8 protein-coding genes and 1 tRNA gene are annotated in these 11,926 nt (G+C 69.7%); 3 read left to right on the forward strand and 6 right to left on the reverse strand.

What is annotated here, in order from left to right:
• Window positions 1–68: 68 nt before the first annotated feature.
• Complete coding sequence (locus tag IE195_RS13775) at window positions 69–692, reverse strand: GyrI-like domain-containing protein (RefSeq protein WP_191271331.1); 624 nt, start codon at window positions 690–692, stop codon at window positions 69–71.
• A gap of 365 nt (window positions 693–1,057) precedes the next feature.
• Here IE195_RS13775 and IE195_RS13780 point away from each other — a divergent pair, with 365 nt between their 5' ends.
• Window positions 1,058–3,493: a M14 family zinc carboxypeptidase gene (locus IE195_RS13780; RefSeq protein ID WP_191271333.1), complete on the forward strand. Its 2,436-nt coding sequence runs from the start codon at window positions 1,058–1,060 to the stop codon at window positions 3,491–3,493.
• Window positions 3,494–3,605: 112 nt separating this feature from the next.
• Here IE195_RS13780 and IE195_RS13785 read toward each other — a convergent pair whose 3' ends face one another.
• Complete coding sequence (locus tag IE195_RS13785; protein WP_444544294.1) at window positions 3,606–6,332, reverse strand: pectate lyase family protein; 2,727 nt, start codon at window positions 6,330–6,332, stop codon at window positions 3,606–3,608.
• Window positions 6,333–6,799: 467 nt separating this feature from the next.
• Here IE195_RS13785 and IE195_RS13790 point away from each other — a divergent pair, with 467 nt between their 5' ends.
• Together IE195_RS13790 and IE195_RS13795 are read left to right on the forward strand one after the other, a co-directional pair.
• Entirely contained in the window at window positions 6,800–7,342 is a 543-nt protein-coding gene (locus IE195_RS13790; protein ID WP_229826202.1) for a tyrosine-type recombinase/integrase, read from the forward strand.
• Window positions 7,343–7,537: 195 nt separating this feature from the next.
• Entirely contained in the window at window positions 7,538–9,676 is a 2,139-nt protein-coding gene (locus tag IE195_RS13795) for a tetratricopeptide repeat protein (RefSeq protein ID WP_225942387.1), read from the forward strand.
• 396 nt (window positions 9,677–10,072) lie between these two features.
• On the opposite strand, the gene IE195_RS13800 is transcribed toward IE195_RS13795, so the two are convergent.
• From IE195_RS13800 to IE195_RS13815, 4 genes are all read right to left on the reverse strand, one after another.
• Window positions 10,073–10,146 (reverse strand) — tRNA-Val (locus tag IE195_RS13800).
• Between the two features lie 53 nt (window positions 10,147–10,199).
• Window positions 10,200–10,667, reverse strand: coding sequence for a peroxiredoxin (locus IE195_RS13805; RefSeq protein ID WP_191271335.1), 468 nt, complete (start codon window positions 10,665–10,667; stop codon window positions 10,200–10,202).
• Between the two features lie 133 nt (window positions 10,668–10,800).
• A complete protein-coding gene (locus IE195_RS13810; RefSeq protein ID WP_191271337.1) occupies window positions 10,801–11,226 on the reverse strand; it encodes a DUF3052 domain-containing protein in 426 nt (141 codons plus the stop codon).
• A gap of 181 nt (window positions 11,227–11,407) precedes the next feature.
• Complete coding sequence (locus IE195_RS13815; RefSeq protein WP_191271339.1) at window positions 11,408–11,818, reverse strand: secondary thiamine-phosphate synthase enzyme YjbQ; 411 nt, start codon at window positions 11,816–11,818, stop codon at window positions 11,408–11,410.
• Between the last annotated feature and the right edge of the window lie 108 nt (window positions 11,819–11,926).

Raw genomic sequence — 11,926 nt, forward strand, 5'->3', positions numbered from 1 at the left:
GGCTCCCTACCCGAACCCCGTGCTCCGCTCGGCCGAGCTGAGGTACGGGGTTCGTCGGCGCAAGGTGCTCAGGTGGCGGGGACGACCGGTTGCCGGAGGACGGTGCGGAGCTTCTCGGGTGCGGCCCTTCGGAAGTCGCTGAGGTAGACCTCGTGATGCCTGCCGACCATCCGCAGCCCGTTCTCCGGGATGAACTCGTCGTGCATCCGCGCGAGTACGTCCGCCTCCTCGTCGAAGGGACCGACGTGCAGCGTCTGCACGCAGCGGCCTTCGGAAAGCGCTTCCAGGCGGATGTCGTCGAGCCGCGGCGGTCGTCTCCCCGCCCCGGCACGTTCGACGGCGGCGGCGACCATGTCCTGGCCGATCCATTCCGGGACCATGATCATCAGCGTCCAGAGCCACCGCGACTTGTCCCGCGAGACGGTGAAGGAGTCCATGTCCGGGGCCCACCACAGGCCCTCCAGGGGCGGGACCACGTAGTCACGGCCCAACTCCTGTTTGCTGGCGAACTTCAGCCTGTGGGCGACCGGGTAGAGCGACTCGACCGCCTCGGTGAAGACCGGCGAGGCGGTCGGGTCGCCGTGGCCGTCCACCATCAGGTACCGCAGGTCGGGGACGTCCAGGATCCGGAACCGGCCGCGCCCGGCCCGGTAGGAGTCGAGGCTTCTCTTGAAGTCGGTCTTGTCCGTCATCGGCCGTCCGCGCTCCCGCTCCGAGGGCGCCGGAGGGAGCGGGTCCATCCCGGGTCCGCTCCGGCGCTCCGCCAACATCTCCCGCCTTACCGTCCTTGACGCGACCCTGGCAGCACGACAGCCTCTGAGCAACAACCAGATCCGGGTACGTGACGGCGGCCGCGCCGTCCACCCGGGCGCCTCCCCCCGTACCCCCTCCCCCGACCCCCGTCACCGAGCACGTTGATCCCGACGGTGTGAGTGCTGTCCAGTGGTCCCGCGGCCGGTCCGACCGTGCCCGTCCGCCCCCGCCCGAACGGCGGTGGCGCCACTTGCCGCGGAGGCCGGGCCACCCGCCCGCTCCGCGCTGAGCGCAAAGGACCGGAATGGGACAAGCGACATGGAGCGGGTCGCGGCGTGCGCGCCGCGCCGGACTCGTCGTCGGGGCGGCCGCCGCGCTGCTGCTGCCGACGGCGGTGCCGGCCGCGGCCGAACCCGACACGGCGGTACTGGAACTCGACGAGACATCGGTGGTGGAGGTCCTCCTCGACGACCGGGACGAGCTCGACCGGCTCGTGGAGCTGGGCGGGGACATCGCCCGACTGGACCCGTCGGGTGAGCACGGGTTCGTCGCCCAGGCCGTGATCGGCCCCTTCGACCTGGACACCTACAACGACGCCGGGTTCACCTTCGGCGACGTGCTCTTCACCGAGTCCGACTCCCGGGACCGCCTCGACGAACGCGAGGCGACCATCGAACGGCTACGGGCCGAGAACGGGTCCGAGGAGGGGGTGGGCACGCTCTCCGACACCGACGAGCTGCAGGTCCTGCGGGCGGACTACTTCGAGGGCCGAAACGGCGACTACCTGTCCGTGGAGGTCGGCTCCAGCTCCGGGCAGAGCGGGAACTTCCAGCTGACCGTGGAACGCGACGCCGGGCCCGGCACCGAGATCGGTGACGGCGGCACCCAGACGCTGAACCGCTTCGTCGACGTCGGGGTGTACATGTACCACCGCGGCCAGGCGGAGGTGGCCAAGCGGCCCGAACGCGTCCGGGTCACCAGCCCGCACGGCGGCACCGCCGTCGCGGAGGTCACCGAGTGGCTGCCGGACCCCGACGGGCCCGGGGACCCGCTGCCCCACACCGACTTCCTCAACGCCTACATGACACCGGGCGAACTCTACGACCGGATCCACCAGATCGCCGACGAGTTCCCCGACATCGCCGAGGTCGTCGAACTGCCCCACCCGACCAACGGCTACCGCCGCCACGCCCAGGCGATCCTCGGTGTGGACGTCAACGGCCGCAACGCCGACCGCGGCGTCGTCGTGGAGTCGCTCGTGTACGGCCACGAGGGCGGAAACGACGTCGTCGTGGACCTGGCGGCCCCCGGCACACCGGACTCCGAACTGTCGGTGGGGGTGGAGGGCGAGGAGATCACCGTGTCCCTGGCCACCGACGGCAGCGGCGCGGTCACCACGACCGCGGCGCAGGTCGTGGACGCGGTCAACGCCGGGGCGGGCGACCTGGTCCGCGCCTTCACCTTCCGGGGCAACGCCGGAGACGGGGTGGTGGAGCCGGAGAGGGTGCGTGCCAGCGACTTCCTCGACGCACCCGAGGACGTGTCCCGCGAACCGGCGCCGGTCTACGCGCTGCGCATCGGTTCCACCCGGGACGGCTCCAGGACCGGTGTGCTGGGTTACGCCCAGGAGCACGCACGGGAGTGGCAGACCCCCCTGGTGACCATCGAGACCGCCGAGCGCCTGGTGCGCAACTACGGCATCCACGAGACCACCACCGAGCTGGTGGACGAGCTGGACATCTTCCTGATGCCCTCGTTCAACCCCGACGGCGCGAACTACTCGTTCCACGACGTACCGCTGCACCGCAAGAACATGACCAACTACTGCGGCACCGAGGGCGCCCGCGACCAGTGGGCCGTGGAGCGGGGGGCGCAGTGGGGCGTGGACAACAACCGCAACTACGGCGCCTACACCCTGTGGGACGGCTACTCCGGGGCCTCGTTCAACTGCACCGCCACCACGTTCGCCGGACCCGAGGAGCTGGGGCCGCTGTCGCAGCCGGAGAACCAGAACCTGGTGTGGCTGGTCGACACCCACGACAACATCGACTTCTCGATGAACATCCACTCCTCCGGCGACTACTTCATGTGGTCCCCGGGCGCCTACGTCGCCGACGGGCGCGTCTCCACCCCCCGGCCGACGGCGATGGAGGAGGCCTACTTCTGGGAGTCGTCGGCGAGCATCCTGGGAGCGATCAAGGAGCACCGCGGCACCGTGGTCACCCCGGCCCGCACCGGTCCGATCATCGACGTGCTGTACTCCGCGGCGGGCAACTCCGGCGACCACCTCTGGTACGAGAACGGGATCTTCGCCTGGAACTTCGAACTGGGCCAGGCGGGGTTCCAGCCACCGTGGGAGGAGGCCCACGCCCAGGGCATGGAGTACTCCAACGGGCTGTACACCATGCTGGAGGTGGCCCTGGCTCACCAGAACGACCGGTTCCGCCCGCGTTCGGGAGCCTCGCCGCGCCACGGCGGGCACACCGGACCGGTGGAGGTCGTCTTCGAGACCAGCGAGCCCGCCGAGATCCACTACACCCTCGACGGCAGCCGTCCGGACTTCGACTCCCCCAAGCTGGAGCTGACGGGCGTGCGCGGGGAGCGGGAGACCCTGCTGATCGAGGAGACCACCACCGTCCACTGGTTCGCGGTGGACGTCGCGGGCAACATCGAGGGCGGCTACGACCCCGGCGGTAGGGCCCGGAACCACCGCAGGGGCACCTGGACGATCGTGGACTGAGTCCGTCGCGGTCCGGAGTCGGTCGGGCCGCATCCGGAACGGCCGGCCCGCCCGAATGCATCGGGCGGGCCGGCCGGCGTCCAGGCTGCTTCGGCGCTGTCGGCCGGATCGGTTACAGGTCGACCTCACTGCCGCCGATGGTCACCACGAGGCGGCCGTCGGAGTCGAAGCTCCAGTCCAGGTCCCCGGAGTACTGGGAGCAGCGGGAACCGTTGGAGCCGTCCCAGAACTGGTTCGAGCCGTCGGCGTCGCCCCGGTACCGGTCGGTCGAGCCGCTGTCGCACGAGGTGTTGCCGCGGAACACCGAGTCGCCGCCGTCGAACTGGAAGTTGCGCTCCTCGTTGCCGATGCTCAGGTTGTTCGAGACCGTCATGGTGCCGGGGTTCGAGTTGTAGGTGAAACCGTGCTTGCCGTTCTCGAAGGCGATGTTGTGGTGGACGTCGTGGTCCACCTCGATGCCCGCACCGCCGAGCTTGAAGCCGTTGCGGTCGCCGTCCGAGTGCTGGGAGCCGTCCGAGAGCGAGCCGTTGCCGAACGCCAGCGAGTGTTCGATGGTCACCTCGCCGATCGGGCCCGTGTCCGACTTGGTGTACAGGTCGTAGCCGTCGTCGATGTTGTTGTAGGCCACGGTGTGGCGGAACACGTTCCCCTCCCCGACGGTGAGCTTGGGGGCGAACCCGTCGGCGTCCTCACCGTCGGAGTCGGCGTTGTCGTGCGAGACCGAGCTGACGATCAGGTTGTTCGAGGGCCACTCCGACTTGGGGGCGCCGGCGGTGTACCGCGACAGCTGCAGCCCGGTGTCGCGGTTGAACCGGGTGGTCACCCTCTCGATGACGTTGTCGTTGCCGCCCAGCAGGATGCCGTTGTCGCCGGCGCGCTCGACGACGATGCCGTTGATGTGCCACCAGTCGCCGCCGATGGCCAGTCCCCGGTTGGCGGAGTCCTCGCTCTGGGCGGAGAAGTTCAGTACGGGGGTCTCACCGGGGTAGGCGAACAGCTCGTTGCGGTCGTTCGACAGGCCGTCGTTCCCCGGCTCGATGTGCACCGTCTCGGAGAGGTCGTAGGTGCCGTCGCGCATGTAGATCGACCCGCCGGGCTCGATCCGGTCGATCGCCGAGGGGAGCGTGGTCGGGTCGGACTCGGTGCCGTCGGCGCCGTCACTGCCGCCCGGGGCCACGAAGAGCTCGTCGCCCGAGGGCGGCGGGGTGTCGCCGCCACCGTCCGGAGGCGTGTCACCGCCGTCATCCGGCGGGGTGTCCCCTCCGCCGTCCTGCGGCGAGCCGGCGTAGGTCTCGAACTCGGCGACGCGCGGCGTGCCGTCCGAGCTGGTGATCTCGAAGTTGATCTTTCGCAGCGCCGTCGGGTCGAAGGTGATGACGCCGGCTCCGCTGCCGGTGGTCAGGACGTCGCCGCTGTCGTGCTCCACGACCTGCCAGGAGCCGATGTTGCCTTCGGCCCCGGCCGCCTCGCGGATGTTGATCGCGGACACCGTGGTGTCGGAGCCCCACTTGACCGAAATACGGCCGGTCGGACCGGTCGGCGACCAGTAGCTGCTCATGTCGCCGTCGATGGCGTTCCCGTAGCTGGTCCCGCTGGCCTTGCCGGAGCCGTCGGCGCCGGCCCCGATGCTGAGGTTGGTCCCGTCGGGGGGATCGGTCGGTTCCGGCTCGGAGGGGTCGGTCGGGTCCGGGTCGACCGGGTCGGTGGGGTCCGGGTCGGTCGGCTCGGTCGGCTCCTCCGCTTCGCAGTCGCCGTCCGAGGTGCGGTTGCCCCTGCCCGCACCCGCGGTCTGCTCCAGCACCTCCAGCACGCAGCCGGCGTCGTCGAGCTCGTAGGAGTACGGAATGCTCACCGAGGTGTTGGACTGCGGGTCGGGGCCGGCGGGGTAGTTCTTGTCGCCCTCGTCGGACCAGGTCACGTTGTCGAAGATGTTGCCGCTGACCTCCCAGGAACCCTTCTCGTTGGTGTAGAAGGTGCCCAGGACGTCCTTCGAGTCCTTGAAGTAGTTGTTCTCCACCTTCGCACTGGCCCCGGCCCGGGAGTTGATGCCGGACTTGTGCAGCTCCGAGTAGTGGTTGTTGTACATGTGCCCGGTGCCGCCGCGCAGCAGGGGGGCGCGCGAGTCGATGTTCTCGTACAGGTTGTGGTGGTAGGTGACGTAGCCGTTCGAGCGGTCGCTCTCGCTGGATCCGACCAGGCCGCCGCGGCCGGAGTTGCGCAGGGTGCTGTAGGAGAGGGTGACGTACCGGGTGTTGTTCTTCAGGTCGAAGAGGGCGTCGTAGCCCTCCGACTCCCCGCCCGAGGCCTCCAGGGTGACGTGGTCGACCCAGACGTTGCGGACGTCGCTCTCCATCCCGATGGCGTCACCGCCGTTGGAGGTGGGCGAGCCGGACTTCTTGACGTTCCGGACGGTCACGTTCTGGATGATGATGTTGCTGGACTCGCGGATGTGGATGCCCAGCTGGTCGAACACGGCTCCGCCGCCGGTCCCGACGATCGTGACGTTGCTGATCCGCTTGAGCTCGATCACGTCGTCCGCGGTGTCGCAACCGTCGCCCGACACCTTGGAGGTGTTGCCGTGGTTGATGGTCCCCTCCACCTCGATGATGATCGGGGTGTCGGTGCCGGGCCGCTCGCACAGGGCTTCGTGGATCTCGGTTCCGGTGGTGGCCCGGACCTTCTGCCCGCCGGCGCCGCCGGTGGTTCCGCCGTTCTCGCTCGCGTAACCCGTGGCGTCGCCGGTCTGCGCCGATGCCGAGGACATCGCACCCAGACCGGCCGCCACCATGGCCGCCACGGCCATCGTCGACAGGAGTCGACGCGTGCTTGTTCGTCTCACTGCTTACCCTTCGTAGTGGAGCATGAGCTTTGAAGTGCTTTACCTGAGAGTAGAGAAAGCGCTTTCCATGTCAAGGGGTGTTAATGCAACCGTTTGCAAAGCGATCGGACGCCTCTGCGGCCCCACAAGCCCGTGTACTGCGGATTCACCGGAATCGGGCGCCGAATTCGGAACCGGGTACCCCAAATCGTGCAACCGCTTGGACACCTCGCCGATACCGGGAGGCGGCCAAGACAAGCCCGAAAGGGGCAACGGAGGCTCTCAGGCGGTGACTGGGAGCGGTCCGACCGCATCGTTAAGAGCAGGCCCCGGTCCTCCCGAAGGCTCGACAGCAGGGCACGTAACCCGCGAGTAACTCAGCTGGGGTTCGCGGTGGGTGTCGCACTTGTGGAAGCACGCCCCCCGGCCCGCGGCAGCCCTCCGAATCCACTTCCGGAAACACACGGACCGGACGTCCCCGCCGACCCGTGGAGCTTCCCGACGACCTGGCGGCCGAACTCGCCGCGTTCACCGACCGGCTGGCCGCCGCCACCGACCTCGGAGCGGCCGCCCGCGACAAGTACCGACGCAGCACTGCCGCCTTCCTCACCTGGCTCGCCGAAGCCCGCGAGGCCGGCGCCCTGGACGTAGCCGACATCCGCCTCTCAGCGAGGAAGGGGAGCGTGCGGGTGCGCGGGAAAGGACGGTTGGGCGGCAAGGACCGCGCCGTGCCGCTGCACGCCCAGGCCCGCGCCACCCTCGAGGCACTGCTCGACGAGCTCGGCCGCCCCACCGCGGGCCCGCTGATCCGCAACCGTGACGGCGCAGGCCTGTCCACCCGGTCCGCCAACACCGTCGTGTCCGCGCTCGGGGCCACGGCGGGGGTCGGGCCGGCCGACGACGGCGAGGCGTTCGGGCCGCACGTGCTGCGCCACACCCTCGGCACCGACCTGGTGCGCGGGCACGGCGGCCTCGCCTCTGAGCCGGTCGACGTGGTGCTGGTCGCGGAGCTGACGGGCCACGCTGATTGAACACCACCCGCCGCTACGCCCTGCCCGCGGAGGCGGACAAGGCTCGTGCCCTGGAGGTACTCACCACCGACCGGTGAGGTTCAGCTGCGTTTGCGGCTGGTGACACGTTCGTTAACGGCACCCCGACAAGCGAGCGTCAGGCCCGGATCCTCGCAGGGATCGCCGAGAGCGCCGTAGAGGCGGCAGAATCGGCGTATGCGACGTATGCGGGTGTGGGTCCTGGCGACCATCGGGGCGGCTCTGCTGCTGGTGTTGGGAGCTTCCCTGCTGTTGCCCGGTCTGGAGGAGCTCTCCTGGGCTGCGGGGGCCGGCTCCTTCGTCCTGGCCGCCGCAGCCATGGCCCTGGCCTGGACACCCCCAAAACGCGCCTCCACCCCTCTGGCGCAGGCGCCCGAACCGGAACCGGCGGGGGCGGGGGTGAACAACCGCATGGGTGAGAACCACGGGGTCTCGATCCAGGCCGGCGCCATCCACGGACCGGTCACCGTGAACACCCCACCCGCCCAGGCGGGGGCGCCGGTGCCGGGCTGGGTGGAGATAGCCCTGCCCGTCCACCAGGCCGATGCCCGTGACCTGGGCGCCCACGACGCCCTGCCCGGCGCTGAGGACGCGGGGCTGCCCCCTTACGTGGCCCGCGATGTGGACGACGAACTCGACCGGCGGCTGAGTGCGGCCGCGGAGCACCCGCGCGGCGGGATGGTGTTGGTGGCCGGCGCCTCCACCGCGGGCAAGACCCGCGCCCTAGCCGCCGCGCTGGCCCGCGCCCTGCCCGACCGGATGCTGGTGGCCCCGCCCGAGGACACCGACCTGCGGTCTCTTCCCACCTGGCTCCAGGAGAGAACCAAGCGGAACCCACAGGGGTGGGTGGTGTGGTTGGACGATCTGGACCGCCACCTGAGCTCCTCGGGGCTAACCCCGGCCCTGGTCGCCGAACTGGGCCGGACCGGCGCGTTGGTGGCCGCCACCATCCGGCGGGAGCGGCTTGACTCCCTGCGCCCGAGCGCCACCGACCCCGCCCCCGGCTCGGAGAGGGCGGGCTATGCGGTGCTCAAGACCCCACCGGTCGTCGTCAACCGCCGCTGGAGCCTGCCCGAGCGCGAACGCGCCCGTGCCAGCGCAGACGAACGCCTGGTCCAGGCTGCGGCCGATGAACGCTTCGGTGTGGCCGAGCAGCTGGCAGCCGGCCCCCTGCTGCAACAGGCCTGGCGCGATGGCCCCGACAGCGGCCACCCTCGTGGGTATGCACTGGTGGCCGCAGCCGTGGGTCTGGCCCAGGCCGGGGTGTCCAGCCCTCTGACCCGCGAACAGCTCCACACCGCCCACAGCGCCTACCTGCCCGATCCGCCTCCCCTGCCTGAGGAGACCGACCGGGCCTGGGAGTGGGCGACGCAACCCCGGAGCGGTCTGGCCGGTTTGCTGGTGCCCGCCGACCACGACGGCCTCCGGTGGCGGGCCTTTGACTACCTCACCCTGCCCGACCCCCTGCCCGACGCGGTGTGGCAGAACGCTCTGGACGCGGCCACCGACCAGGACCGCCTCGACGTCGGTCTCACGGCCTACCACGCAGACCGGGCCGACGTCGCCGAAACCGCCTGGCTCCGTGTCGCCCGGGAGGGCGACTCCCTCGCCATGTTCAACCTCGGGCAACTTCTGGAGAGGCGTGGTGAGACCGACGGGGCCGAGCACTGGTACCGGCGCGCCGCCCAGCAGGGCAACACCTTCGCCATGCACAACCTCCGGCTCCTCCTGACAGCGCGTGGTGAGACCGACGAGGCCGAGGACTGGTACCGGCGCGCCAACCGGGACGGCGACGGCCTGTCCACACTCGTTCTCGGGATGCTCCTGAAAGATCCTGGTGAGGCCGGTGAAGCCGAGGCCTGGAACCGGCTCCGGGCCCAGGAGGGCAGCACCTCCGCCATGTTCGATCTCGGGAACCTCCTGAAAGGGCGTGGTGAGACCGACGAGGCCGAGCACTGGTACCGGCACGCCGCCCAAGGGGGAAAAACCCTCGCCATGTTCGATCTCGGGAACCTCCTGGAGAGGCGTGGTGAGACCGACGAGGCCGAGCACTGGTACCGGCACGCCGCCCAGCAGGACGACCTGACCGCAATAGCCGCACCGGGCAAGCTCGGTCACCTCCTGAGAAAACAGGGCAGAACCAGGGAGGCGGAGGACTGGTACCGGCGTGCCGCCCAGGAGGGTTACATCAGCGCCATGTCCGAGCTCGGGAACCTCCTGGAGAAGCGTGGTGAGACCGACGAGGCCGAGCACTGGTACCGGCGCGCCGAAGAGGGCGAGCGGCACCTGTGGGATAACTCCGAGGGCTTCCGGTAGTGGCGTCGTAAGACCGGTGAGGACGAGTAGCGGCGCGCTTCCCCGAAGGCTCCAGGAGCTACTGAAGCGCGACCAGGCCGTTCGCCAGGAGGAACCTGAGGGCTTCTTCTCGCTGCTGGACTTCCCCGCGAGGACAGCCCTCAAGGGACTGGAGAACACCGCGAGTTCCGGGTCCCCCCGCAACCACTCTTGCAGAGGAAACGACGGAACAACCCGGCGAGGCGGCCGAAGGCCCCCGAGCAGGGCCGTTCCGGAATGGAGTGGACCCTGGACAACGTAACTACAACCCGTGGGGCGAAGCCCCACACCGGGGGTCTGGGGGTCGCCCCCCAGAAGAAACGACGGAACGACCCGGCGAGCGCGGTCACGCGCGAGCAGGGTCGTCCCGGAGTGGAGTGGGCGCGAAGGGACTCGAACCCCTGGCCTATTGCTTGTAAGGCAATTGCTCTAACCAACTGAGCTACGCGCCCCGTGTGTGCGTCGCGAGCGATCATACCGCTTCTCGGCGGTCCTCGCGCCTGATTTATCCGGCCAGCTCCCGGGCCTGGCGAAGGTACTCGGTGACGTCCCGGGGCTCACCGGCGGGGGTGTGCACGGTCCAGCGGACGGTGCCGTGGCCGTCGATGAGGAAGGTGCCCCGGCGGGCGACCCCGCGCTGCTCGTCGAAGACCCCGTAGTCCCGGGCGGTGGCGCCGTGCGGCCAGAAGTCGGACAGCAGCGCGAACGGGAAGTCCTCCCGGTCGGACCAGGTGCGCAGGGCGAAGGTGGAGTCGACGGACACCGCGAGGACGGTGACGTCCAGTTCCTTGAACTCGGCGTGGTGCTCGCTGAGGTCGGCGAGCTCGCCGGAGCACACACCGGAGAAGGCCAGCGGGTAGAAGACCACGAGCACGGGCCCGCCGCGCAGGGAGCTCAGGAGGACCTCCTGGCCGTACTGGTCCCGGAGGGCGATCTCGGGCGCGCTGGCGCCCGTGGAGACGGTGTCGGTCATACTCGCGTTCGCGTTCGTCGGCGTACAGGCCGGTATCGGCGCCCGCCGTTCAGCGGGCGCCCTTCAGCGCCGCGCGTCTTTTCCTGCCGGGACGCGCGGCACCGGACGTCTCACCCGGTGCGGGTGCCGACCGTCACCTCTTGGGGACGACCAGGCGGATGCCCGACCAGTCGGCACCGATGCTGACCGCACTGGTCTGGGACAGGCCCGAGGTGTTGGCCGCCTCGGCGACGTCGTTGGGGGACACGTGCAGATCACGTCCGGCCTTCGGGGTCAGGACCAGGATGGTCCCGCCGTCGGCGATGGTGGTCACCGTGTCCATCAGTGCGTCGGTGAGGTCGCCCTCCTCGTCGGACCGCCACCACAGCAGGGCCGCGTCGACGTCGCCGTCGTACTCCTCGTCGACCAGCGCCTCGCCCGTGAGTTCGGCGATGGATGCGCGCAGTCCCTCGTCGACGTCGTCGTCGAACCCGAATTCCTGCACCACCTGACCCGGCTTGATTCCGAGTCGGTCAGCCAAGCCGCGTTCGCTTTGTGCCTGGCCCGCGGTCGCGCTCACGAAAGTTCTCCTCCACAGATGGTTTTTCTCAATCTTGCCTGCACGAAGCAGTTGTCACAACGATGCCGGGCTTTTCGGTCGCCCGTCACGTGGGTCCGTAACCATCGCTGATGGCCTAGTTCACACGCTACTGGCATCTCCCGTCAACGCGCGGCCGAACCCGGCACGCGTCGGCTTCCGTTCATTCCGACCTCAGGTAGGACAGCCGCACCCGTCGGTCCGGGTTGTCCACGTTCAGGTCGACGAACGCGATGGACTGCCACGTTCCCAGTTCGAGTCTGCCGGAAAGGACGGGCACCGTGGTCTGGGGAGCGACGTACGCCGGCATGACGTGTGAACGCCCGTGTCCCTGGGAGCCGTGCTTGTGGCGCCAACGGTCGTCGGCCGGCAACAGGTCGTCCAGGGAGGCCAGGAGGTCGTCGTCGGACCCCGCCCCGAGTTCGATGATGGCCACACCCGCGGTCGCGTGCGGGACGAAGACGTTGAGCAGGCCGTCGCCACCGCTGCGGGCGACGAAGTCGCTGCACTGCCCGGTGATGTCGGTGATGCTCTCCGATCCGCCGGTGTGCAGCTCAAGGATCTGTGTCCGCATAGCGCCACCTTCGCGCAGCCGGGCCCCGGGCGCAACCATCGCATGTCAACCGTGCGTGGCCGCGAGCTGCGCGAAGGGTCCATACTCGTCGTCGACGTGTGTGAAACT

The organism is Nocardiopsis terrae, assembly GCF_014651695.1.
Lineage (GTDB): Bacteria > Actinomycetota > Actinomycetes > Streptosporangiales > Streptosporangiaceae > Nocardiopsis > Nocardiopsis terrae.